At 72.2% G+C, this 24,815-nt stretch carries 17 protein-coding genes; 7 read left to right on the top strand and 10 right to left on the bottom strand.

Annotated elements, in window-relative coordinates; translation table 11 throughout:
* From LAO51_04965 to LAO51_04975, 3 genes are read right to left on the bottom strand one after another with little or no spacing between them, the layout of a single operon-like run.
* Nucleotides 1-2,037 carry a DUF3857 domain-containing protein gene (locus tag LAO51_04965; protein MBZ5638094.1) on the bottom strand — a complete coding sequence of 679 codons (2,037 nt, stop codon included), beginning with the start codon at nt 2,035-2,037 and terminating at the stop codon, nt 1-3.
* Between the two features lie 38 nt (nt 2,038-2,075).
* Complete coding sequence (sfsA, locus tag LAO51_04970) at nt 2,076-2,828, bottom strand: DNA/RNA nuclease SfsA (GenBank protein MBZ5638095.1); 753 nt, start codon at nt 2,826-2,828, stop codon at nt 2,076-2,078.
* Nucleotides 2,828-3,403 carry a hypothetical protein gene (locus LAO51_04975; GenBank protein MBZ5638096.1) on the bottom strand — a complete coding sequence of 192 codons (576 nt, stop codon included), beginning with the start codon at nt 3,401-3,403 and terminating at the stop codon, nt 2,828-2,830. Before LAO51_04975 ends, sfsA begins: the two co-directional genes overlap by 1 nt.
* 55 nt (nt 3,404-3,458) lie before the next feature.
* Here LAO51_04975 and LAO51_04980 point away from each other — a divergent pair, with 55 nt between their 5' ends.
* Nucleotides 3,459-4,058, top strand: coding sequence for a DNA-3-methyladenine glycosylase (locus tag LAO51_04980; GenBank protein ID MBZ5638097.1), 600 nt, complete (start codon nt 3,459-3,461; stop codon nt 4,056-4,058).
* Here LAO51_04980 and LAO51_04985 read toward each other — a convergent pair.
* From LAO51_04985 to LAO51_05005, 5 genes are read right to left on the bottom strand one after another with little or no spacing between them, the layout of a single operon-like run.
* Nucleotides 4,027-6,693: a patatin-like phospholipase family protein gene (locus LAO51_04985; GenBank protein MBZ5638098.1), complete on the bottom strand. Its 2,667-nt coding sequence runs from the start codon at nt 6,691-6,693 to the stop codon at nt 4,027-4,029. The genes LAO51_04980 and LAO51_04985 overlap by 32 nt on opposite strands.
* 46 nt (nt 6,694-6,739) lie before the next feature.
* Complete coding sequence (locus LAO51_04990; GenBank protein MBZ5638099.1) at nt 6,740-8,242, bottom strand: alpha/beta fold hydrolase; 1,503 nt, start codon at nt 8,240-8,242, stop codon at nt 6,740-6,742.
* A gap of 4 nt (nt 8,243-8,246) precedes the next feature.
* Nucleotides 8,247-11,570: a UvrD-helicase domain-containing protein gene (locus tag LAO51_04995; protein ID MBZ5638100.1), complete on the bottom strand. Its 3,324-nt coding sequence runs from the start codon at nt 11,568-11,570 to the stop codon at nt 8,247-8,249.
* A complete protein-coding gene (locus LAO51_05000; GenBank protein ID MBZ5638101.1) occupies nt 11,567-14,761 on the bottom strand; it encodes an exodeoxyribonuclease V subunit gamma in 3,195 nt (1,064 codons plus the stop codon). Before LAO51_05000 ends, LAO51_04995 begins: the two co-directional genes overlap by 4 nt.
* A 35-nt stretch (nt 14,762-14,796) precedes the next feature.
* Entirely contained in the window at nt 14,797-15,579 is a 783-nt protein-coding gene (locus LAO51_05005) for a dioxygenase (protein ID MBZ5638102.1), read from the bottom strand.
* A gap of 167 nt (nt 15,580-15,746) precedes the next feature.
* On the opposite strand from LAO51_05005, the gene LAO51_05010 reads away from it, so the two are divergent.
* The 6 genes from LAO51_05010 to LAO51_05035 all read left to right on the top strand — a co-directional run bounded on the left by LAO51_05010 (nt 15,747) and on the right by LAO51_05035 (nt 22,680).
* Entirely contained in the window at nt 15,747-17,012 is a 1,266-nt protein-coding gene (locus LAO51_05010; protein ID MBZ5638103.1) for a DUF4010 domain-containing protein, read from the top strand.
* Nucleotides 17,012-17,929, top strand: a complete 918-nt coding sequence (locus LAO51_05015; GenBank protein ID MBZ5638104.1) for an alpha/beta fold hydrolase — start codon at nt 17,012-17,014, stop codon at nt 17,927-17,929. Before LAO51_05010 ends, LAO51_05015 begins: the two co-directional genes overlap by 1 nt.
* Nucleotides 17,930-17,968: 39 nt before the next feature.
* Nucleotides 17,969-19,219 (top strand): dicarboxylate/amino acid:cation symporter, encoded by a 1,251-nt coding sequence (locus LAO51_05020; protein ID MBZ5638105.1) that lies wholly within the window; start codon nt 17,969-17,971, stop codon nt 19,217-19,219.
* A 29-nt stretch (nt 19,220-19,248) separates the two neighbouring features.
* Nucleotides 19,249-20,769, top strand: a complete 1,521-nt coding sequence (locus LAO51_05025; GenBank protein ID MBZ5638106.1) for a DUF4301 family protein — start codon at nt 19,249-19,251, stop codon at nt 20,767-20,769.
* Between the two features lie 10 nt (nt 20,770-20,779).
* A complete protein-coding gene (locus LAO51_05030; protein ID MBZ5638107.1) occupies nt 20,780-21,763 on the top strand; it encodes a TGS domain-containing protein in 984 nt (327 codons plus the stop codon).
* Between the two features lie 89 nt (nt 21,764-21,852).
* A complete protein-coding gene (locus LAO51_05035; protein MBZ5638108.1) occupies nt 21,853-22,680 on the top strand; it encodes an SH3 domain-containing protein in 828 nt (275 codons plus the stop codon).
* On the opposite strand, the gene LAO51_05040 is transcribed toward LAO51_05035, so the two are convergent.
* Both LAO51_05040 and LAO51_05045 read right to left on the bottom strand, forming a co-directional pair.
* Nucleotides 22,636-24,384, bottom strand: a complete 1,749-nt coding sequence (locus LAO51_05040; GenBank protein MBZ5638109.1) for a diguanylate cyclase — start codon at nt 24,382-24,384, stop codon at nt 22,636-22,638. The two genes, LAO51_05035 and LAO51_05040, sit on opposite strands and share 45 nt — an antisense overlap.
* Nucleotides 24,385-24,584: 200 nt before the next feature.
* A partial coding sequence (locus LAO51_05045; GenBank protein ID MBZ5638110.1) for a PDZ domain-containing protein occupies nt 24,585-24,815 on the bottom strand: 231 nt, incomplete at its 5' end.

The raw sequence follows: 24,815 nt of genomic DNA on the forward strand, positions 1-24,815 counted from the left end.
TTACCTCCCTCTCGCGAAGACGGCGGGATCGTCGAGCATGGCCTTGGCCTCGCGGACGACCTCGCGGAAGTTGCCGTAGTCGGAAACCGGCACCTCCCGCCGCTTTACAGTCAGCCGGTACGTGGTGACGAGCTTGCCGTCCCGGACCTCGGAGTGTGTCGTGAGCGACGCCGCCTTGCCGTCGAGGCTCCGGTCCTTCGGGAGCGTGACCACCCGGAAGCTCGCGGGGAGCGTGAGCGTCTCGGACACTTCCATCATCCTCGGCGCTCCGAGCTGGATCGCCTGCGTTCTCGTCGCGTCGTCCGCCGCGTAGAGGTACGGCGCGAGGGAGGGCTGGGCGACGGGATGGCGCGACGCCGGCGGGACGACGATCAGGTCGTTCCCCGCGAGGAGGGCGTACCCCGGCACACGGTAGCGCACCTCGAAGCGCACCGGGGCGCTCACGTCCTGGAGCGCGGCGTAGTCGACGTGCACCCTCTCCACGGAAGCCCCCGAGCCGAGGTGGGCGACGACCTCCTCGAACCACGCCTGCCGGTCGCGGGCCGTGGACGCGTGGACCATCTCGCGCCGGAGACGCTGGTCGGCGACGCCGAGCCCCGAGATCGTGAGCGTTCCGGAGAGATTTCCCTGGGCGTCGAGCGCGGCCGACGATTCGATCCGGATCTTGTTGGCGGCCGGGTCGAACGCGGGCGTCTTGCCGAGCTCCTCACCCCCGGGAGTGCCGATCACGTAGTTCTGCTCCCCCTCGGCGCTCGACCAGACCTCGGGAGAGAAGACGACCCAGGTGGGGTCGAGCAGCTCGAACCCGCCGTCCGCCTTCTTCCGGGCGACCACGCAGTGGTTGAACTGGTCGGCGGGGATCCTCTCCACCTTCGCCCCGGCCATGGTCATCGCCGGGTACGCCGTGTACCCCGCGGCGCGGAGCATGGTGATCGCCATCCCCGCCTTGTCCTTGCAGACTCCGGATCGGTCCGCGAAGATCATCGGCCCGGGGTGGAGCGTGTACCCCTCTCCCTTCCCCATGGTGATCCCGGAATAGCGGATGTTGTCCGCGGCCCAGTGGACGATGGCGGCGACCTTCTCCTCCTCGGTCGCGAGGCCGCGGGTCAGCTCGGCCACCTTCTCGCGAATGGCGCCGTCCGCGCCGAACTGCGGGTCGTTGACCTCCGCGAACCAGCGGGACTTCTCCGGCCACGAGGGAACGGTGGCCAGCACGACCTTCGGCTCCACGTCCGATGCGGCCACGCCCCGCGCCTCCGCGTGGAACGCGGGGAGGTCCTCCTTCCAGAACCGGTACGTGAGGTGGGCGTCGTCGAACGACACGTAGGTCTTGACCTCGCCGCCGTAGGTCTCGAACTGGACGGGCTTGTCCCGCGGCGTCGTCAGCTCGTAGTGACGGAGCTTCACGGGGACCGCGTCCTGGAAGAACACCACGTCGTAGAAGTGGCCGCGCATGGGGGGGACGTACCGCTGGTCGTCCGCGCCGGCCCCGGCTTCCCCCGCGGCGCCCATCTCGTCGAGATAGGCGATCAGGAACCCCTTCATGTACGTCCTGACCTCGAGCGCATCGCCGACGTCGAGGCGCGGTATCGGCACGAGCTTCATCCGCGCCCCCCAGTAGATCGCGTCCTGCGGCTGGGGGAGGTCCACGGCGCGGTCCGGCGGAATCGTCTCGACCGCGCCGCCCTTGCGCAGCACGCGGAGCGAGCGGACCTCGACGAGGTTCGACGTCGGGTCGAAGTCGAGCCTTAGCCGCGCCAGCTGCGCGGCCCCCTTCTCGGTGAGGCACTTCAGGAGCTGCCACTCGTGAATGTGCCCGAGGCCGGAGGGCTCCACCTCGACGCGCGTGCGCTTGAACACGGTCACGAGATCGGCGCCGGCGTTGTCCCTGGAGCTCCCGGACTTCTCCACGAGCGCCCGCAGCTCTCCGTCGTTCGACGGAGCTGGAGGCTCCTGGGCGCGCGGCGCGGTGGCGGCGACGAGCGCGGCAAGCGCCGCAAGAAAGGTGAGCGGCGAGGGACGTCGTCGATCGCGCATGTCGGTCTCCTCGAGAGCCGCGGGTGCGGAAGGCCCTCTTATAGAGGAGCGCGGTCCGGTTTGGCAAACGGGACGACGCGGACGGGGAGGGGACCCAGGTAGGCCGGACCGCCGTCCGCCTCGAGGCGGAAGCGGGCCGCCCGGACGAGCACGCCCGCCTCGGCGGCGGCGGCCAGCGCCTCGGCGAACCCCGGGTCCGTCGACGGGTTCGGCTCGACGCGGACCGCGTCCTCCCGCTGCACCACGAACAACAACAGGGCGGACCCGCCGGAGCGGACGTACTCCGCCAGCTCCCGGACGTGCCGCGCGCCGCGGGCGGTGGGGGCGTCGGGGAACCGCGCCACCCCGCCCTCGACCAGCGTCACCGATTTCACCTCGACCAGCATCGGGGCGCCGTCCTTGAGGGCCAGGAGGAAATCGAACCGGCTGAAGGCATGCTCGTACTCGCGCCGCAAGGTCAGGACCTGCCCGATGCCCTCGACGTCGCCGCGCCACAGGAGCTCCTCGGCGAGGCGGTTCGGCAGGGTGGTGTCCACGGACACCCACGCGAAGGGACGCACGGGGGACCGGACCAGCGCCACGGTGAACCGGGTCCTGCGGGGCCCGCCTTCGGGAACGGGCCGAAGGCGGAGCGGGGCGCCGGGAATCAGGAGCTCCTTCAGGCGGCCGGGGTCCGCAAGGTGCGCGGCGACGCGGCGCCCGTCGCGCAGCACCGCCTCCACCGTGAAGCGGTTCGGCCGCGCCAGGAAGAACGCGGCGAGAAGAGCGCCTTCGTGCCCGGGACCTTCCATCAGCTCGTCAGGTACGCGTAGAGGGTCACGCTGACCGTCTTCGCGCTGGTGTTATAGAGCAAGACCCGGTACCGGGGGAAGCCCACCCTCAGGACGGGCTGGCTCGACGCGAAGTACGGGGATCCGCCGGGAGCCGTGGGCGCCGTGACCTCCAGCGGAAACTGCATCTCCCCCTTCTCCTCGAACGCCCTCACGATCGCGTCCTCCTCGGGGAGGAGGATCGCGCCGACGGTGCCCGGGCGGACCACCTCGCCCTTGATCTGCCCCTCGAGGCTCAGGACGATCTGGGAGAAACCGTCCACGGAGACCGTCCCGGCCTGGATCAGCCGTTGCGTGTCCTTGGGGCCCACAGGGGGAACCACGACGTCCTTGAGGACCACCTGGCTTGCCTGACGGATCGGCCCGCGTATCGTGACCTCCCCTTCGACCTTCTGCAGGTCGGGAAAATTCGTGACGATGACCTGGCGGATCCCCTGGTTCCCCTGCTGCGAGACCGCCGTGCCGACCGGCAGCAGGACCGTGAGCAGCAGGGCGGACGTGACGCAAAGGGCGGCGACGACGGCCTTCCTCGACATGGTACCCTCCTTGACCGGTGCCGGACCCGAGGCGGAGGGGCCGGCCGGGAAAGGGATGAAGCGGCTCGGAGTCCGATTCTACAGGCGGGATACGCTCGCGGTCGCCCGCGATCTGCTCGGACGGGTCTTGTGCCGCCGGCTCCACGACGGGAGCGTGCTGCGCGGCCGCCTCCTCGAGGTCGAGGCCTACGACGGGCCGAGCGACCAGGCGAGCCACGCCCGCCGCGGGCCCACCCTACGCAACGCGCCGATGTACGAGGCGGGGGGCGTCGCGTACGTCTACCTCGTGTACGGCATGCACCACTGCTTGAACCTGGTCACGGGGAAGAAGGGCTACCCGGCGGCGGTGTTGGTGCGCGCGGCGGAGTCCCCGGACGGGAAGTCCCCCGCCGCAGGCCCGGGCCGCTTGACGCGCGCCTTCCGGATCGATCGCGCGCTCGACGGGGCCTCTCTCCTGGGTCCCGACCTCTGGCTGGAGGAAGGGGAGCCGTTCCCGGACGACCGGGTGCGCCGCACGCCGCGCATCGGCGTCGACTACGCGGGGGCGTGGGCGCGAAAGCCCTATCGCTACGTCGTGAGCGGACGCGAGTCCGCGACGTGGGGGCTTCCGCCCCACGCTCGGCTCACTCCGGGACGAACGAGTAGCCGGCGGTGATGAAGCCGGTGACCGCGCCCCGGTCGTTGCGCCCGAAGCCCACGGCGATCGGTCCGAGGAATCGCGTGTGGACGATCACGCTGGCGCCACAGCCGTACGCGGTGTCCCCGCCCCTCAGGCCGCCGCGGCTCGACGCGGTGCGGATCGCGTCGGCCCCCGCCTCGAGGTAGAGGCGGGCCGCACCGACGTCGAGCCACCTCAGGCGCCAGGTCGCGCCGGCCCGCGCGTAGTCCGGCGCGGCCGCTCCGTAAGGCACGAACCCGTATAGGTCCCGGTAGCCGCCGGGATTGAACCAGAACGGCCGGCGCCCGGTCCCGTCGGAAAGCCCCAGCCCGAGCCGGCCGGTCAAGGTGTGGCGTCGGCTCGCGCCGAGAGAGATCTCCCGGTCCGCCCGCGCCTCGGCCTTCCACAGCTCGTCCCCCTCGATCGATCGCTCCGCGGAGAGCCGGAACGCGCCGCCGCGGGTCGGAAAGAGCAGCCGGTCGTGCCGGTCGAGCCCGAGCGACAGCACCGCGGAAGTCCGCGAGACCTCCTCGAGCGGGGCCGACGCGGTGGCGTCGAGCCGGTCGCGCTCCCAGCGGAACCCCGCTTGCAGCGAGGCTCCCCAGCGGACGCGATGGATCAACGTCGCCCAGAGCCGCTCGCCCCGCCACGGCTCGGCCAGCGAGTCCACGAGCCGCTGGTCGAGGTCCGCCACCGGCGATCGCGCGGTGAACAGCGTTCCGCCCACGTCGGCGCCCAGGTTTTGGAACCCGGCGCCGTACTCCGTCCGGTAGCGCACGGAGAGCGCCCTGACGTCCTCGGCCGCGCCGGCGGTCACGTCCACGAAGTCGCCCCTGCCGGTCAGGTTGGCCTTCGCGGCGCGGGCCCAGCCGCCCCAGCCTACGGCGCCTCTGTACGATGCGCCCACCGCGGCCTCGAAGAAGTCGTCCCCTCGGACGTGAAGCGCCAGGTCGGCGCGGCCGTCCTCCCTGAGCGTCGGTTCGAGCGACCACTCGAAGATCGCTCTGCGCGCGACCATCTCGTCGAGCCGGTCGGCGAGCCGGTCGAAGCTGAATCGCTTGTCCTGGAGATCCTCGAAAAAGCGCTGGGTGCGCTCGAGCCGGATCTCCCCCTCGACCTCCGTCCGGATCCGGCCGATGGGCAGATCCGAAACCCGGACCGCCGCGGTGCCCGTCGAGCCGTCGAATCGCGCGTCGCCGAGCGCGGCCAGCACCCGCCCGTCCTCGACCAGCGAGGTCCGGAACTCCCGGCACGCGCGGGCCGCCTCCTCCCAGGAGAACGGCCGGTCGATGGGCAGCGGGAGCCGCGCGTCCCGTGGGAGCGGCACGCGATCGCCGACGAGCTCGACCGAGCGGGCCACGGGGTTCTCGCGGAACACGAACCGGATCCGCCGCCCGAGGGCGGTCTCGATCCACTCCACGCGCCCCGACTCGAACGGGCCGAGATTGAGCGCCCGTGCCAGCTCAGCCGCGATCCGGTACCGGGTCACGGTCCTCCGCGCGCCGCCGAGCCGCTCGGCGATCCCGTCGGGAGTGATCCACGAGGTCCCGGCGACTTCGATCCCGGCGAAATCCACGGGCGCGCGGTCGCGGGAGCGCGCCTCGAGCAGCGCCCAGAGCGCCTCGCGGCCGCTCCGGTACGCCTCTCGTCCGAGCCCAACGAGCCGGTCCACGTTGGTCGCGAAGTCGAGCCGGGTGATGTCGAGGACCGCCGGCGTGAGGGTGAGGTCGGCGCGGGAGAGCGACTCATTTCCCTGATCCGCCATGAGGACGCTGATCCAGCGGTAGAGATTGTCCAGCGCCCCGCGGAGATAGTCCGCCCGCGGGATGCCCTCCGAGACGTCCACCGCCACCACCGCGGAAGGGCCCAGGGACCGTGCGGTGTCCACCGGGATGTTCTCGACAACGCCTCCGTCCACCAGGAGGGCGCCACCCACCCTGACCGGCTCGAAGAAGCCCGGCACCGCGAACGAGGCTCGCACGTAGGCGACGAGGTCGCCGGACAGAGGCGCGACGCGCTCGCCGGTGAGGATGTTCCCGGCCACCGGCCGGAACCGGTACAGGAGGCGGTCGAAGTCGCCGCCGGACTCGAGCTGCGCCCGCAGCAGGTACCGGTAGAGCTCCCGCTCGAGGAGGCGCGACTCGGTGATCGCGCCGACCTCCAGAAGCCTGCGCCGCCGGAACTGGAGCTTCAGGAGCGCGCTCCGCTGCTCGATGTCCTCGGACTCGGACAGCACTCGCCGCCGGACGTCGAGTCCCGCGATGATCGCGCCCCAGTCCCGCCGTTTCAGGATCTCCTCGATCTCTTCCGGGGAGTACCCCGCGCAGACGAACGCGCCGGTGAGGGCGCCGATGCTCGTCCCGGCGATCCCGTCGAACTCGACCCCGTCCTCGTGGAGCGATTCCAGGACCCCGAGATGGGCGAGGCCGCGCGCGCCGCCGCCGGAGAGCGCCAGCGCGAGCGTCGGCCGTCCGGGCGCGGTCCACCGCGGGTACGGACTGAATCGCCCGTCCGGCTCGATGCGCTCCGCGGTGATCGTATCGAGGAGGCGCTCCGGCGGTCCCTGCGCGAAGGGCCCTCCCGCGGAGGCCGCCGCCGAAAGCGACATCAATGCGGCGGCGAGCTGCCCCATGCTCCGCCGACTCGATGACGCGGATCGTTTCATCCCGCAGAGTGATCTATATCTTCCGCTTCAGGAAGTCCAGCACCGCGCGGCCGAACGCCCGGGGGGCCTCGACGATCATGCCGTGAGAGGCACCCCGGATCGTGGCGGCTCGCGCCGCGGGCAGGCATCGGAGGAGCGCATCGGCCGCGCGGCGGACCGGCTCCGGGCTCCTCTCGCCGCGGACCAGGAGCACGGGAGCCCGGATCCCGAGCGCGTCCTCGCAACGGAACGCCGTCCGTTCCGCGCTCAGGATCCCCGGGACGATCGTGGCGGCGTTCCGGAGCATGATGCGCCTCTGCGCGAACGGTAGCCGGTCGAACGCGCCCGGGCCCATGGCCCAGTCGTCGAACGTCCTCGACGCGCCCTCGGGGTCGTCGCCCTCGATCCCTGAGCGGACCCTCGAAACCAGGGACTCGAGCCGCGCACCCGGCGGCGTCTCGGCGGCCGGCGACGGGACGAGGGTGAACAGCCAGGGCTCCGCCAGCACGAGGCTTCGCACGAGGTCGGGGCGGTCCCGCGCCAGGATCGCGGCGATCGCGCCCCCGTCGGCGTGGCCCACGAGGTGAACGGGCCCGAGCCGCATCGTCTCGATCAGCGCGGCGAGGTCCCGGACGTGGAGCGCGAGCGTGTCGTCCGTTCCGTCTCCATCCCACCCGTTCGGGTCGTGGTACCTCCGGCTGTAGGCGATCACGTGGTAGCGCCGCGAGAGCCTCCCCATCGCGCCGGCCCAGGTCCCGAGGTCGCCGGCCGCGCCGTGCACGAGCACCAGGGGCTCCCCGCGGCCGCGCTCCAAGAGCGCGAACTCCGTTCCGCCGGCGGAGAGGAAGCGGACGGAAGGCGGATCGGGAGAGGGCGATCGCTTCAGCTCGATCTCCAGGACCTCGAAGGGGCGATCTTCGAGGTTCACGACCGAGTGGACGACCGGCCCCATGAAGAAGGTCTCGCCCCGCTCCCTCACGATCTCGAACGAGCGGCCGCCGGAGACGATCTCGCGTGCGTGGATCCCGGTGAGGCAGACGCCGAGCCGCGCCGGGTGCGCGTGCATCGGGATCCTGGCTCCCGGCGGCACGCGGCTGCGCACGACGCGCACGGTTCCGTTCTCGAGGACGACCCACCGCAGGCCCGCGTCGGGCGCGGCGAGCGGACCGAGCCTCGCCCGCCCGCGAGTCCTCGCGATCTCGAACGACAGGAGCGTCGCCGTCCTCTCGCCGACGTTCCAGACGGTGACGGCGTCGCCGGGGCGCCATCTCGCCTCGCCCGCGACGAGCTGCCAGTCCTCGGCCGTCGCGCCGGCTCCGGCGACCCTGAGCCGCGAGTCCGAGAGCGCCACGACGACGCCGTCCTCGAGCGGGTCGAGGGGCACCCGGGCGCGAGGCTCGAGGACGAGTCGTCTCACCCGCCCCCGCTCGTTCTCGATCTCGAGTCGGACGCGGTCGGGGTCCGGCGCCTCACCGGGCGGCGCGGCGGGCCCCCCGAGCGCGGCGAGGAGCAGGAGGACGCACGTCGCCGCGTTCACGGTCTCACCGCGGTCCCGTCGGCAAGGGCAGGATCTTCCCGTCCCGCAGGAGCCACAGCTCGGTGCGCGGCGGGGCGGCGAGGCGCATCGCGCGGCGGACGGCCTCCGCGTAGTCGGCGAGCTGGGGACCGTAGCGCTCCGACGCGTCGCGAGGGGTGAGACCGTGGTCGGTCTTGTAGTCCGCGACGACCAGGGTCCCCTCGGCATCCCGGTAGAGCAGGTCGAGCACCCCGGTGACCGTCGTCCCGTCGTCCTCGTGGAGGAGCATGGGGACCTCGCGGCCGAGCACGTCGATCGTTCGGAGGCGGGCGGGGAGCGGGGACGCGAGGAACGCGGCGAGCACGGTTCGCGCCTCCCGCTCGACCTCCGCGGGAGCGACCCCGTGCTCCTCCGCCGCCCTGCGGGAGAGGTCGGCGAGCGCGGCCGTGATCGGCGCCTTGGACGCCGGGTCCCACCGCTCCAGCGCGGCGTGGACCGCGGTTCCCGTGGCGAGGGCGACGTCCCGGTCCGGGGCGTCGACGGCGGACCCCGCTTCCGCCTCCGCGCTTCGGGCTGCGCGCTCCTCCCGGGCCCCGCTCGCGCTTCGAATCGGGGGCTTCGCCCGGTCGCGGAGGCGTCCCGTCGCGTCGAGCCACGCCGCCACCGCCGTCGATTCCCCTTCGAGACCCGCCTCGGGAAGCCGCGGCGCAGCCTGGGGCGTGGCCGCGACGTGCAGAACGAGGCCGCCGTGGATCCTCTCTCCGTCGCCGGGCGGCGACGAGGGGGAGTAGCCCCACGGCGCGAGCGCCTCGACCCACGGCGCGCGAGCCTTCGAGGCGGCCGCGAAGAGGATCAGCCGCTCCCGCGCCCGGGTCAGCGCGACGTAGAAGGCGCGGAGGCCCTCCGCCTCGTCGTGTCGCGTCTCCTCGCGCTCGAATCGGATTCTGGCGGCGTTCTTGAGCCCCGCTCCCTTGAGGGCGAGCGAGTCGACCCGCTTGTCCAGCTTCACCTTCCCGACGTCCTCGGCCGCGGACTTGCCATGCTTCTCCTCGCGCGCGAGGTCCGCGACGATCACCACGTCGGCCTCGAGGCCTTTGGCCTTGTGGATCGTGAGGACCCGGACGGCGTCGGCCTTCTCGTCGGCCAGCGGCGAATCTCCCTCGACGTCCGCGGCACGCTCGCTCTCAAGGGCGTCCAGGACCTCGTTCAGGGAGAGGGTCCCGTCCCGGGCCAGCTCCGCCGCGGCCGCGGCGAGCTTCCTCAGGTTCGCGACCCGCTGCGCTCCCTCGTATGCGAACGCGCCGAGCGGCAGGAGGCCGGTCCGCTCGAGGACCCGGCGGACCGTCGCTTCGGCGGGAATCCCCTTGGTCTCCCCCGCGAGACCGCGAAGCAGGCGAAGCGCCCCGGCCACGGCGGGGAACGCCGCGGGATCGGGAGTCGCGGAGAAGCGCCACGGGCCTCCCGAAGTTCCGTAGGCCAGGAGCTCCGAGTCCGGGGCGCCACCCGCCGGCGAGCGGAGGAACGCGAGGAGCGCGGCCGGGTCGGAGGGGCGAGCCAGCGCGCGCAGCGCCGCCATCAGCTGCGCGACCTCCGTCCGCTCGAGGAACAGCTTTCCTCCGTCCACGACGAACGGGATCCCGGCCTGGCGAAGGGGCCTCAGGTAGAACGGCAGCGGGGTGAAGGCGCGCAGCAGGAGCATCACGTCGCCGTAACGCCGGCCTTCCCCTTGAACCAGAGCCGCGATGCGCGACGCGACGGCGGCGCCCTCGGCCTCGCGCCTCGCGTCCGCGTTGGGTGTGGCGGCGACGGTGAGGATCTCGACCCGCGGGCCCTCGTCTCCGTCCGGCCTCGCGGCCTCGATGGCCTTGTACTCCGGCTGGTACGGCTTCGACTCGATCCAGCGTTTCCGGAACAGGTCGTTCACCGGCGCGATCACCGCCCCGACGCTACGGAAGTTGGCGACGAGGTCGAGCGTCTCGCCGTCCTGGGCGAGGATGCGCTCCACGGCCCGCAGGAACGCCTCGTAGTCGGCCCCCCGGAACCGGTAGATGGACTGCTTCGGGTCGCCGACGATGAAGAGTCGCCCGGGCTCGAGCGGCACCTCGAACGGATCGCTCTCGCGCTCGGCCTTCGCTCCTCCGAGGAAAAGGACGATCTCGTACTGCAGCGGGTCGGTGTCCTGGAACTCGTCCACCAGGAGCATCCGGTAGCGGCGACGCACCTCCTCCCGGACGGCCGGGTGGTCGCGGAGCACGTCGCGCGCGAGGGTCAGGAGACCGTCGAAGTTGACGGCGCCGCGCTCGAGCAGGAGGTCCCTCGCTCTGAGCGCGAACGGCGCCGAGGCCAGAACGAGGTCGCGGAACGCCTCGTCGTCCACGGAGGCGACGGCAAGGAGGAGATCGCGCGCGTCCTTCGCGACGGCCTCCATCTCCCCCGGCTCCACGTCGCCGAGCTTTCTCTTGGACGTGGGCGGCGTCTTCCCGAGGGTCTTGGCCTCGTCGGGACGCGTCAGAAGCGCCACGAGCGCCTTGTGCCCCTCGCTCGCGAAGGTGTCGAGCGCCCGGCGGTACAGGTCGAGCTTCTCGACCGCGCCCGACGACATCCCTTTCTGGCGGACGAGTACGGACCCGATCGCCGCGGCGAGCCCTGCGGCCTCGCCGCCGAACAACGACGACGCGTCCGGCGGACGCCCCGTTCCGGCGAGCAGCGCCGGGGGAATCGAGAAGGCGGCGAGGCCTCGGGAGAGAGCCCTGAGCGCGGGAAGCCGGATCCGCGGCACCAGCCGCCGCCAAAGGTCTGCCCGCGTCGCGCGGGGGCCCAGCTCTTCCCCGAGGAACCTCTCCCATTCATCGTCGAGTAGGTCCTCGAAGAGCGGCCCGCGGTCCACGGCGAACCCGGGATCCACCCCCGCCTCGAACGGGTAGGTCCGGAGCAGGTCGGCGCAGAACGAGTGGATCGTCGTGACCTGAGCCCGGTCGAGCTCCGTCAACGTGGCCAGGGCGCGCGCGGAGACGTCCGCCGGCGCGATTCCGCGATCGCGGACCAGGTGATCCAGCGCCCGGCTCCACGGCTTCGTCGGGTCGTTCGGCTCCTGCCCGAGGGCGGCGCGGCGGAGGCGCGTAAGCCCCTCGGCCAGCCGATCGCGCATCTCACCGGCGGCCTTCTCGGTGAAGGTGATCGCCGCGAACTCCGTCGCCCCGGCGAGGCCGGCGCCTGTCGCCACGAGGAGACGCTCGACCAGGAGGCTGGTCTTCCCCGTCCCCGCCCCGGCCTCGACCACGAAATTCCGATCGAACTCCGTCGCGGCGCGCCGGCGCGCGTCGGCGTCCGACAGCGCGGTCGGCTTCACGACTCCGCCTCCCCGGCCGCGGGACGCGCGGCGCGAACGTCCCGGAGCGTCGGCTTGTCCCGCTGGTTCTTCTTCGCCAGGTCCCGGAAGTCCCGCGTGTCCGGGGCGTTCTCCTCGCGGTACACGGTCGGTGGATCGTTCCGGCGGCACGCGCCGGCGTACGGGCACCAGGAGCAGTGACGGCCCTTCCTGAGCGGAAACCGTCCGGAGCGGGCGAGCCGGATCAGCAACCGCGCCGTCTCGAGGAATCCCGCCTCGACCTCGGGGCGCGAGAATCCTGGAAACTGTTCGCGCCGGTGCTCGGCACGGCGTCCCATTCCGGGAGCGTATTCCGGGCCGACGCCGAGCAGCTCCACCGACGCCCCGTCGGCCAGGGCGGCGTACAGCGGGACCTGGAGCGTCGTCCCCTTGAGCATGGCGGTCTCGCTCGTCCGCTCCACGAGATCGCCCGCAGTCTTGTAGTCACCGACGAGAATGCCGTCGTCCCTCCTGAAGGTCCTGTCGAAGCGTCCCTCGATCACCTGGACGATGCCCTCGCCGAAGTCCACGCTTTCGCGGCGGGTCTCCTCGAACGAGCAGGGCGCGCGGCCCTCGCTCGCGAGTCTCTGAAGGTCCTCGCGAACGAACGCCCGGATCGCGGCCAGCCAACGCTCGCGCTCGATCCCCCACAGGACTGGCAGCCGCTCGGCGAGGCGCGCGCCCGTAACGCCGATCGCCCTCTCCCACTCGTCGGGGAGGAGAGCCTCCGCGCGGTCCGCGTCGAGGCGTCCTTCCTCGCCGAGCCGCGTGTAGAGCGACTCGAGGAGGGCGTGCACCCGCTCGCCGAGATCTCGCTCCGCGATCTCGAACGCGGATGCCGGCTCATCGAGCTCGTACACCTTGAGCGCGCGGCGGAAGAAGAACTGGAGCGGGCAGCGGCCGAGCTGCTCGAGGGCCGTGACCGCGACCCGGTCCAGCACGACCCGGCCGACGCCGACGCGGGCGTCGTAAGTCGTGCACGCCGGGTCGAACGACTCCGTGGATTGCAGCATGAGGACACCGCGGGCGAGGGCTCCCGCGTCCCTCCCCGCCAGCGCGGCGGCCGCGGCTTCGCTCCTGCGGCCGCGAAGAGCGATGAGCAGCGTCTCCTCGTCGGGAGACAGGAGCCCGGGATCGCGCGCGAGGTGCTCCAGCCGGAAGCGGGGATGGGCGGGGACCTCGTCAGCGGAGTCGCGCACCTTGTCGAGGTCCGCCGAGCCCAGCGCGATGCGGCCGATCTCCCGCAGCGCGATGGAGGCCGTGCGGGTCCGGCCCGAGTCGTCGGCCCGCTGCCAGGACACGTCGAGGCCGTTCCGCGCCGACCCCAGGACGAGGGCGAGGAGGAGCCGCTCCTCCGCGGCTCCGTCGCGCTTGACGGGGACCGGGCGTCCGATCGTCTCGGAGAGCCCCGCCCGGGTGCTGTCGGAAAGAAACGGATCCTCCCGCGCGACGCGGGGAAACGCGCCGGAGTTCATCCCGACGAGGAGCACCCGCTCGAACGTCAGGCCACGGGCCTGCATCGCGTCAAGGACCCGGAGGCCGCCATCGTCGGAGCGGCGTGGCGAGAGCGTCGCGTCACCGACGGCCTCCTCGAGCCAGGCGACCATCTCCGCGAAGGGGACCGGCCTTCCATCGCCGAGCACCTCCTTCAGCGCCCTCATCTCCGCGAGGAGGCCGGCGAACGCCCCGATCGGCTCCTCCGGCCGGCCGTCGCCTCCCGGAACGAACGCGTCGCGCGCGAGTCGCTCCACCTCGTCGGCGTGGGCGGCCCAATCGAGGGCCCTCGCGGCGCGGCACCGCTCCGAGAGGGCCACCACCGCGTCGCCGATCCGTCGTGCCTGGGCGAAGCGCCCCCGGGCGCCTCGCTCTGCGGCGGATCGCTCCTCCGCCGTGGCGCTCTCGTCGTGTCTCGGCCGTCCGGCCCAGTCGGCGAGCCAGGTCGTCCACTCCTCGACCCCTCCCACGATCCCGGCCTGCCGGCTCCAGGCCTCGGCGACATCGCCGGGAGGCGGGACGTCGATGCCGAACGCCTCCCACCGCAGGCGCGGGGAGGCCAGGATCTCCGCGGTGCGCTGACGCGGGAACGCGTCGGCGACCGCGCGTAGGAGCGTCAGGAGGTCGCGCACGAAAGGATCGCGGCGGAGGGGAACGGCGAGGGAGGAGGTGTGGGCGAGACCTCCGTCGTCGAGGATCTCTTCGACCGCGGCGGCGTACGGCCCCAGGCTCCGCGCGACGATGGCGATCCCCTCGGGCGCGACGCCGGCGGCGACCGACGAGAGCGCGTGGCGCACGGCGGTCTCGATCTCCGTCCGGGCACCCTGCGCGTGCCGGAGGCGCACGCGCCCGGCGGGAAGCGGGCCCGGCTCCACGGCCTCGTCGTACAGCGCGCCGAGACGCTCCCCGAGGAGCCCGCCGGCGCGGTGCTCGAGACTCTCGACCTTCTCGCCGGGGGAGAGCAGATGGCGCTCCGCGAAGCGCTCCGCGTATTCCGAGACCCGGGCGCCAGGCTCGATGGGGGAAAGGAACACGACGCCGCGTCCGAGGTCGAGGGCGCGCACGAGGTCGAGGTGGACCCCGATCAGCTCGTACGCGCCGTGGTGCACGATCGCGGCGAAACCCTTCGCGAACGCGCTGGCGGCGCCGGTCGCGGCCCGCGCGAGGGCCGCGTCATCCGCGAGCCCCCCCGCCGCGAGCGACGCCAGGCCCGCCGAGTACGCCTCGTAGACCTGGGCGAGCGCCTCCTCGCGGCTTCCCCTGACGGCGGCGCGGAGATCTCGCGGCTCCGCCCCCGCGTCGCGAAGGTCGCGAAGCGTGCCGAGGAGGGCCGACGTGGCCCCCGGTCGCGCCCGCACGAAACGGGCGAGCGGATTGTCCGGAATCCGGTCGAGCACTCGGGAGAGGATCGCCAGGAACAGCGGCCTCGACGCGACCCGGTGGGGCGATCCGACGATCCCGTCGAGGATCGTGAGCGCGAGCGCGCGGTGGTGGAGGACGTGGACGCCGAGGCAGGCGCCCGTCCGCTCGGCGATCCGCCGCCTCACGTGGGCGACGAGGCGCGCCGTCGGGACGACGACCAGCAGAGGGGCCAGCGGGTCCTCCGCCTTCGCCGCCGCGACCCGCTCGAGCATCTCCGACTCGAGCACGAACGGGTCGGCGTGGGCGAGCACCCTCATCGTCCGGGCTCCCGGCACATGGGATCGATTCTAGTTCAGTCCCAGGAGAACGCGGCCATCGAGAGGACGCCGTATTCGAATGCGGCGTGGATCCTGCGGCCGCGGCCTGCGGGACCGGACGAGCCCATCGGGACCAGGATCGGCAGGAAATGCTCCGGAGTCGGGTGGTTCCTGAGGCCGTGCGGACCGCGATCGGCGTAGGACAGGAGGGACTCCGCGTCGCCGCGGCCGATCGCGTCGCGGAGCCACTCGTCGAACTCCCGGGCGTATCCGGCAGGAGGATCGCCGATCGCGTACCGTCCGAACTCCCGGAGGTTGTGGGTGGCGCCGCCGCTCCCGAGGACGAGCACGCCGTCCTCGCGAAGTGGGGCGAGGGCGCGGCCGATCTCGAGGTGGTGCGCGGGGCCGAGTCCCGGCTGCACGGAGATCTCGACGACGGGGACGTCGGCGCCCGGGTACGCGAGCTTCAAGGGCACCCAGGCACCGTGGTCGAGGCCGCGCGCTCCGTCGATCGCGGCCTCGATGCCGGCGGCGGTCAGGAGGGCCGCGACGCTTCGTGCGAGCGCCGGGTCGCCCGGGGCGGGGTAGCGCACGGCGTACAGCTCGGACGGGAAGCCCAGGAAATCGTGGATCGTCCCGGGCGCGGCGGACCCCGAGACCGTCGCGCACGGCGCCTCCCAGTGGGCCGATGCGCAGACGATGCCTCGGGGAGTCCCGAGCGTCGAGCCGAGCCCTTCGAGGAACGCGCGCGTCTCCGTCTCGTCGAGCAGCAGGGTCGGCGCGCCGTGGGAGACGAACACGCTGGGGAACGTCGCCACGCTCTCCTCTCGTCGGTCGAGACGGCGCCCGCCCGGAGCGCGATCCCGCGCCGCCAGCTTACGCGCACGGGCGCGGCCATGCCATAACGGCGCGGGGTGACGAGCGGAGCCCTCTTGACCTCCCGGCCCTTTCGAGACGAAATTGAGCGGGGAAGGGAGGGGGACGGATGTTCGAGACCGCCCGGCCGTTCCTTCTGGCGATCGCGATCGGGCTCCTCGTCGGGATCGAGCGCGAGAGGGCGCATGCCGACCGGCACGTGCGCGACCCGCTCGGCTCGAGGACGTTCACGCTCCTCGCGCTGCTCGGCGCCGTCGCGGCGTACGTCGAGAGCCAGCCGTTCGCCATCGCGCTCGCCGCGTTCGCCGGGGCGATCATCCTCGCCGGCTACCTGCGCGCGCCCCTCGGGCCGGAGGGATCGGGCGTCGGCGCCACGACGGAGGTCGCCGCCATGGTGACCTTCACCCTCGGCTACCTCGCGCGCTTTGAGGTCGAGCTGACCGTGATGCTCGCGGTCATCACGCTGGTCGTGCTCGCGCTCAAGCCGCGCATCCACCACTTCGCCCAGGCGGGGCTCTCGTCGAAGGAGGTCTCCGCCGCGCTGACGTTCCTCGTGATCGCGTTCGTCGTGCTCCCGCTCCTCCCGAACCGCGCGGTCGACCCGTGGGGGCTGTTCAACCCCTTCCGTCTCTGGCTGCTGTTCGCGCTGATCACCGGGATCGGGTTCGGCGGTTACTTCGCGGTGCGCGCGCTCGGGCCGGGTCGCGGCCTGGCGGTCGCGGGCCTCTTCGGCGGGTTCGTGTCGTCCACCGCGACGACGCTCTCGCTCGCCCGGAAGAACCGGGAGGCGGCGGGGCTCGCCGGCCACCTCGCGGCGGGCATCGTCCTCGCCAACGCCGCATCGGCCGCGGCGCAGCTCGTGGTGGTCTCGGTGGCGAATCCCGACATGGTCGCCAGGGTGTTCCCCGTCGTGGGGTGGCCGGTGGCGGTGGGCGCCCTCGCCGGCGCCGGCTTCGTCTGGCGCCTCTCACGGGCGGAGAAGGGCGGCGATGCGGCCACCGAGTTCAAGGTCGACAATCCCCTCGCCCTCGAGTCCTCGGCGGGGTTCGCCGCCCTGCTCGGGCTCATGCTCGTGATCACCTCCGCCGCGACCCGGGCCTTCGGGCCGGCCGGCGTCCTGGCGACCGCCGCGCTCGGCGGCGCGATGGACGTCCACGCGGTGACCCTCGCCGTTTCGACCCTCGCCGCCGCGGGAACGCTGACCGAGCGCGGGGCGGTCCTCGCGATCCTCGTCGGGTTCCTCGCCAACATGGTGGTCAAGATCTCGCTTGCGGGGTGGGCGGGAGGCCGGAGGCTCTTCGTCGTCGTGGTCCCACCCCTCGTCGCGATGATGGCCGCGGGCGTCGCCGCCTTCCTGGTCTTCGTGGGGAGATGATGCAGCGGGCGGCGGCGACCGGGCTGGCCGCGATCCTGGCGCTCTCGCCGGGTTGCCGAGGAGGTGCGGAGCGCGTGCGGGACGCCGAATCGGCCGGCACGCCCAAGACGCCGGCGCCGCGGAAACTCGTGGAGCGCGTGGACGGCCCCGCGGGGCGGCTTCGCGTGGACGACGAGGGCGCGGGGAGCGCGCTCCCCGTGCTGTTCGTGCACGGCCTCGCGGGAGACCGAACGCTCTGGCGACACCAGCTCGAGCACTTCCGGACGACGCGACGCGCGATCGCGGTGGATCTCCACGGCCACGGGGAGTCGGCCGCCGCCCCAGGGGGCGAGTACACGGTCCCGTCCTACGTGGCCGATGTCCAGGCGGTCGCCGACGGCCTCGGCCTCGAGCGATTCGTGCTGGTGGGCCACAGCCTCGGAGGCGCGGTCGCCTGCGGCTACGCGGCGGCGCGTCCCGATCGGGTGGCCGCGCTGGTCCTCGCGGATCCGTCGGGCGACAACACCCGGGTGCCGAGGGGCGAGGCCGAGGCGATGTTCCGGCAGATGCGCCCCGAGACCTACCCCCGGTTCATGCGGAAGTACTTCACGGAGATGATGGCGGGCTCCGACCCTGCGGTCAGGAGCCACGTCCTGAGGGTGATGCGGCTGACGCGCCGCGAGGTCGTGGTGGCGACGCTTCGGGGAGGGTTCGCGTACAGCCCCGTCGGGGCGCTCAAGAGCTACCCGGGGGCGAGGCTCGTGATCGCAAGCGAGGCGAACAGCGGACCGTACAGCCTGAGGGCCGCGATCTCCGACCTGCCCTGGCGGGTCATCGCCGGGGTCGGCCACTGGCCGATGCTGGACCGCCCCGAGGAGTTCGACCGGATCCTGGACGACTTCCTCGCCCGCGCCGATCTCGCCGAGGCGAAGCGCTGACGCCTTGTCGGCGCGGCGAGGCACGGGCATACTCCCGCCATGCGGGTCCCCCTGCACACCCGGATGCTGATCGGCGGGCTCGCCGGAGCGGGGGCCGGCGTCGCCTCGTTCCTCGCCCTGGGGCAGGATCCCCGCCTCGAGGCGTTCATCCGGTACGTGACGCAGCCGGTGGGCCAGGTGTTCCTGCGGCTGCTGTTCATGCTGGTGATCCCCCTGATCTTCGCGGCGCTCGCCCTCGGCGTGGCGGGGCTCGGCGACCTCAGGAGCCTCGGGAGGATCGGCCTCAAGACGCTGGCGTACACCGTCGCCGTGTCGGCGATCGCGGTGTTCATCGGCATCGTGCTGGTCAACGCGATACGCCCCGGCGAGGGGATGTCGGAGGAGATGAGGGCGCGGCTCACCGCGGGCGCGGCTCAGCGTGCCTCGGCGCTCTCGGGAGGGACCGCCCCCAAGACCGGGATCGATCTCTTCGTCCAGATCGTCCCCGACAATCCGGTCCGCGCCGCGGCGAACGGCGACATGCTCGCGGTGATGTTCTTCTCGCTCATGGTCGGGATCGGCCTGGCGGTGACCAGGACCGACGCCACGCGGAAGTTCCAGGATGCGCTCGAGGGGCTCTACGACGTCACGATGCGCCTGATCGGGATCGTGATCTCGCTGGCCCCTTACGGCGTCGCCGCGCTCCTCTACACCCTCACCGCGCAGCTGGGGTACGAGGTCCTGTGGCAGCTGGCGAGGTACGTGTTCGTCGTGCTCCTCGCCCTCGGGATCCACCAGTTCGTCGTCTACTCGCTGTCGGTGAAGCTGCTGGGCGGGATGAGCCCCGTCAAGTTCTTCCGGGGGATCGAGGAGGCGATGCTGACGGCGTTCTCGACGGCGTCGAGCAACGCCACCCTCCCGACGGCGATCAAGGTGGCGGAAGAGAACCTGAAGCTCCCGCGCGCGGTCAGCCGATTCGTGCTGACCATCGGCTCGACGGCGAACCAGAACGGGACGGCGTTGTTCGAGGGAGTGACGGTCCTGTTCCTCGCACAGTTCTACGGGGTGCACCTGTCGCTCGGCTCGCAGGCGCTGGTGGTGATGATCTGCATTCTCGGCGGGATCGGCACCGCCGGCGTTCCCGCCGGCTCCCTTCCCGTGGTCGCGATGATCCTGGGGATGGTGGGCGTCCCGCCGGACGGGATCGGGATGATCCTCGGCGTCGACCGCTTCCTGGACATGTGCCGCACGACGCTGAACGTCAGCGGCGACCTGGCCGCCGCCGTCGTCGTCTCCCGCGGCGAGCGGTAGGGGCGGCCCCGGTGTCCCCGGAGGGTATCTTGGCGGACCCGCCGTTTCGCGAGTTCGATGTCGCGCAGCTCCGCGAGCACGGGATCGCCGTCGAGGAAGCGGAGCGGCAGCTCGCGCTCCTCCTGAGGCCGCCGGCGCGCGTGCGGCTCGACCGGCCGGCGACCCTCGGGGACGGCATCGAGACGATCTCGCCGTCCGCGACCCCCGGCCTCCTGGCGCGGCACGAGGTCGCCGCCGCGGCCGGGCGGCTGACGAAGTTCGTCCCGGCGTCGGGCGCCGCGACCCGCATGTTCCAGGATTTGATCGCGCTCCTCGATGCGGAGCGCGGCGGGGACCCCTCCATCGCGCTCGATCTGCTCCGCGAAATCCGGCGGCTCCCGTTCAGGGAGCCCCTGCGGGACGTTCTCGCGCGCGCGGGACAGGACCTCGACGAGCTCCAGGCCGGAGGGGCGTTCCTCGAGATCCTCGGCGCGCTGCTCGGGCCCGGGGGGCTCGATTTCGCCGCGCTGCCCAAGGGCCTCCTGCCGTTCCACGCCTACCGGGAGGGAATCCGAACCGCATTCGAGGAGCATCTCGTCGAGGCGGCCGGCACCGTGCGCGGCGCCGACGGCACGTGCCGCTTGCACCTCACGGTTTCGCCGGAGCACCTCGGCCGGTTCCGCGAGCTCCTGCGGACGGCGGGGCCGGGATACGAGCGGGATCTCGGGGTGCGCTTCGACGTCACGTTCTCGCTGCAGAAGCCCTCCGCGGACACGATCGCGGTGGAGCCCGACGGCAGGCCGCTCCGGGACGGCGGGGGCCGGATCGTCCTGCGCCCGTCGGGGCACGGGGCGCTGATCGAGAACCTCAACGACCTCGGCGACGACGTGGTCCTGATCAAGAACGTCGACAACGTCCAGCCCGACCGGCTCCGGGGCGCGACGCTGCGCTGGAAGCGGCTCCTGGTGGGCCGGCTCGTCGAGATCGAGGAACGCGTCCGTCGGTACGCGTCCGCTCTCGAGCGGAGCGCGGAGCCCGCGCTCCTCGAGGAGGCGGAGGAGTTCGCACGGTGGCCTCTCGGGCACGCGGCGCCTTACGTGTCGGACGGCGAAGCGAGGCGGCGCCAGCTCCAGGGCGCGCTCTCCCGCCCGCTCCGGGTCTGCGGCGTCGTGAGGAACACCGGCGAGCCCGGGGGCGGCCCGTTCTGGGTGCGGGAGGCCTCGGGCGGCACGAGCCTCCAGATCGTGGAGAGCGCCGAGGTGGACCGCGCCTCCGCCGCGCAGCGGGCCATCCTCGAGACCGCAACCCACTTCAACCCGGTGGACCTGGTGTGCGGGGTGTGCGCCCCCTCGGGCCGTCCGTACGACCTTCGCGCGTTCGTGAACCCCGACGCGGTGATCGTCGCGAGGAAGTTCCAGGCGGGGCGCGAGATCCGAGTCCTCGAGCGGCCGGGGCTCTGGAACGGCGCGATGGCCCGCTGGAACACGGTGTTCGTCGAGGTGCCGTCCGCGACGTTCACCCCCGTCAAGACGGTCTTCGATCTCCTTCGGCCGGAGCACCAGCCGGCCTGAGCGGCCCCGGATGCCCGCGAACCTCCCGCCCGCCTACCACTCCGCCGAGCAGCGGTTCCGCGAAGCGCGAAGCCCCGAGGAGAAGATCGCCGCCCTCGAGGAGATGCTCGCGATCATGCCCAAGCACAAGGGCACCGACCGCCTCCAGGGTGACCTCAAGGCGCGGATCGCGAAGCTCAGGAAGCAGGAGGGGAAGAGGGGCGCACGCAAGGGCGTCAGCTTCACGGTGCGCCGCGAAGGAGCGGGGCAGGTGGCGCTGGTCGGTCCGGCGAACACCGGGAAATCGTCGCTCGTGACCCGGCTGACGATGGCGCGGCCGGAGGTGGCGGCCTACCCGTTCACCACCCGCGAGCCGCTCCCCGGGATGATGCCGTTCGAGAACGTCGCGATCCAGCTGGTGGACTTTCCGCCGCTGTCGGAGGAGCACCTCGAGCCCTGGCTCTTCGACGCGATTCGCGGCGCCGATCTCTACTGGCTCGTGGCCGGCTCCGAGGACCCCCTGGAGCAGATGGATTCCGCGCAGGCCCTCCTGCGGAACGGGCGGATCGAGATCCGTCCCGCGGGGGAGCCGACGCCCGCGACGATGGAGGCCGGGTGGCGGTCGCGAAAGGCGATCCTGGTGGTGACGGGCCTCGATCGGCCGGGCGCGGCGGGGACCGTCGCGGCCCTCGACGACATGCTCGGCGGGCGGTGGCCCATCGTGGCGGTTTCGTCGACCACGGGGCAAGGGCTCGAGGAGCTGAGGCGCAGGACGTTCGAGGCGCTCGACGTCGTTCGGGTGTACACGAAGCAGCCGGGGAAGCCGCCCGACCTCGAGGCGCCGTTCACGCTGCCGCGGGGCGCCTCGGTCGGCGACCTCGCCGAGCGGATCCACAAGGACGTCCTCGCCCAGATGAAGTTCGCCCGAATCTGGGGGAAGCGCGTGTTCGGCGGCCAGACGGTGCAGCGCGATCACGTCCTCGACGAAGGGGACGTGGTGGAAGTCCACCTATGAGAAGGGGCGTGGCGCGGGGCGCCCCGGCGCGCCATATTGGCCCGTGGCATCGCACCCGACCCGGGCCCGGGTCCTTGGAGGAAGCGGGAATGTCCGCGGTCGCGAGCCAACGCTGGTCTCGTCGTGCTTCGGTCGTTGCGCTCGTCGCGGCGGCCTTGACGGCGTTCGGCTGCCCGAGCTCGATGAAGGAGCCCGGGACGCGGCCGCCCGAAGCCGTCGAAGCGCCGCGCCGCGATTGCTTGGAGCTCGAAAAGGAGATCGACCGGCTGCAGCGGGAGGCCCAGGCCGCCGGCGACACAGAGGCGCTCGAGGACCACGTCGCCGCCCTGCAGCTTCGCCTCCTCGAGAGGGACGCCCTCGTCAAGGCCCTGCGGGAGCAGTTCTCGACGCAGCAGGTGGAGCTCGAGGACGCGATCGGCGAGGTCGTTCGGTCGAAGGCGAAACTCCGCAGTCACGAGAGCAAGGCCCAGGCTGCTTCGGACATGGCGGAGGGCGAGATCGCCCTCAAGGCGGTCAAGGAGCGGTACGCCGGCGCGGAGCCGCCGCAGGCGGTCGCGCTTGCCGAGCAGCTCCTGGCCATGAGCAGCGTGGAGTTCGAGAAGCAGAACTACGGCGGATCGCTCTACCTGGTCAGCCAGGCCAGGACGAAGGTCCGCGCCGCGGAGATCCAGGCGCGGCTCAGAGGGAATCTCGATCCCCTCGCCGGCGAGGTCCGGTTCGCGACGCCGATGGAGCTCAAGGTGACGAAGACCTGCAAGCTCCGAAAGGCGCCAGGTCTCGATGCCGAGGTCCTGGCCACCCTAAAGCCCGGGACCGCCGTCACCGGGTTGTCTTACCGGGGGAAGTGGGTGCGCGTCGTCTGCGACGATCACTCAGCGGGCTGGATCTTCGAGGCGCTGCTCGCCGGCCTCGAGTAGGATCCATGGGGCCCCGGCGCCGCGCCGGCGGACCGAAGCGGCCACCTGGTTCCGGCCCGACCTCTTCGCCTCGTACAGAGCGGCATCGGCCTCCCGGAGCAGCGTGTCGGGATCGAGGGCGCTCTCGGGGTACATCGAGACGCCGATGCTCAGCGACACCTCCCAGCAATCGTCGGTGATCGTGGGCCGGACCGCGCCGGCGCGCTGGCGGATGCGCTCGGCGACCTGCACGGCGGTCGTAAGATCCGTCTCCGGGAGCACGACGACGAACTCGTCGCCTCCGTATCGCGCCGCGCAGTCGCAGGAGCGGGTCGATTGCTCGAGCAGCCTCGAGATGCCGCGCAGCACCTGGTCGCCCGCGAGGTGGCCGTGCGCGTCGTTGAGCTTCTTGAAATGGTCGACGTCGAGCATCAACACGGCGAAGGCGTGGTCGTAGCGCTGGGACCGCTCGACCTCCCGCGAGAGCGCGCCCATCAGTGAGTGGCGATTCTGGAGGCCGGTCAGGCTGTCGGTCCTCGAGAGCGTCTGGAGCTCGGCGTTCTTCGCGCGAAGCGCCTCGTTCTTGGCGTCCAACTCGTCGCGGGTATGCGCGAGCCGCAGCACCATGTTGTTGAAGAGCGCGGTCAGGCCCGCGACCTCGCTCCGGCCGAGCACGGGGAGGTCGATCGTCAGGTCGCCGCCGGCCACCTTCGCCGATCCCCTCGCCAGGCGTCCCAAGGGACGGACGATCGTGAGGCCGAGCAGCGATGCCGCGAAGCCGACGACGATCAGCAGGGCGAAGGTGAGCGCCAGGGTGATGCTGCGAAGTCTGCCGATCTGCGCGTACGCGGTCCTGCGGTCGAGCTGGGCGAGGACGCCCCCTTCGATCTGCTTCAGGGGCTCGAGGCTCCCGACGGTCGCACGTCCGTCCTCGTCCCGGTATTCGAGGAGCGGCGCGGTCTTCGAGAAGAGCGCCTGCGCGACCGCGGGCTCTACTTCGGCGCGGCGGGAACCACCGCCATTCCCCGCGGCGGCGACGAGGGCGATCCCGTCGCGACCCACCACGCTCAGCTCGCAAGCCGCGTCCTTCGAAGACGCGCGGAGGACCTCGCCGATGCCCTTGAAGTTCACCTTCGCCGCGAAGACGCCCACGAAACGGTCGCGGGCGGACCGGATGGGCTCGCCGATGATCATGACCTCCGTGCCGAGCTTCTCGTCGCGGCCGGCCCTTCCGACCATCGGCCTGTCCGCCCTCGCGAGTCGGTCCCATTCCTTCGGCAGCTCGACGACGCCGGGCCGGTCCGCGGTCGTCGCGACGATCCGCCCCTTCGGATCCAGGACGAGCAGCTCCTCGTAGTCCGCGAACCTCCCCCGGACGGACCTCAGGTAATTCGCAAGCTCCCTCGTCCGGCCCGGGTCGCCGGCAGCCGAGGCGTCCCCCAGCTCCTCCGCCGCCTCCGCGACCACGGACGACGTCGAGAAGACGCGCACGTCGTAGAGCCGCTCCTTGATCAGGAGATCGATCTCGCGCGAGGCCCGGGACGTGACGCTCTCGAGCTCCTGGCCGATCTTGGCCCTCAAGGTCCGCTCGTTGAGGACGTACGAGAGCCACCCCATGGCGACCGACGGGAGCAGGGTCGCGATCAGCGCGAGGACGGTCATCTTCCTCGCGATGCTGTGCAATCCGAAGACCCCCAGGGCGGCGGTGGCGAACCGTTCCGTCACCCCCGGCGTCCCGACCTGTGGGGTCGCGGCTCGACGTTCGTTCTCGGTGCGATCATCCATGGCTGCCGGCCCTCGGCGCGCAGCATCCCGTCCCCGATCCCGGACGAATCCGGTTCAAATGTGGGTCCGGAGAGCGCGCGCGTCCAGGCCGAGCCTCCTGCTCGCCCCGTCCCGGTCTCGCTTCGAGGCCCGGCGACTTGTCAGTCGCCGCCCTTCGGCGCCTTCTCGACCGGGATCTCCACCGTGATCTCCCCGCCGTCGCGCATGAGGCGGAGCGGAAGATCGTTGCCGACCCCGCTCCCCCGCACGAGCCGGACGAAGCCGCCGGCCGAGCGGATCGGCTCGCCGTCCGCCTCGAACACGACGTCCCCAAGGGAGAGACCGGCGGTCTCGGCGGGGCTCCCGGGGTCGATTGCCGAGATCATCGCGCC

Source organism: Terriglobia bacterium, assembly GCA_020073205.1.
Taxonomy (GTDB): domain Bacteria; phylum Acidobacteriota; class Polarisedimenticolia; order Polarisedimenticolales; family JAIQFR01; genus JAIQFR01.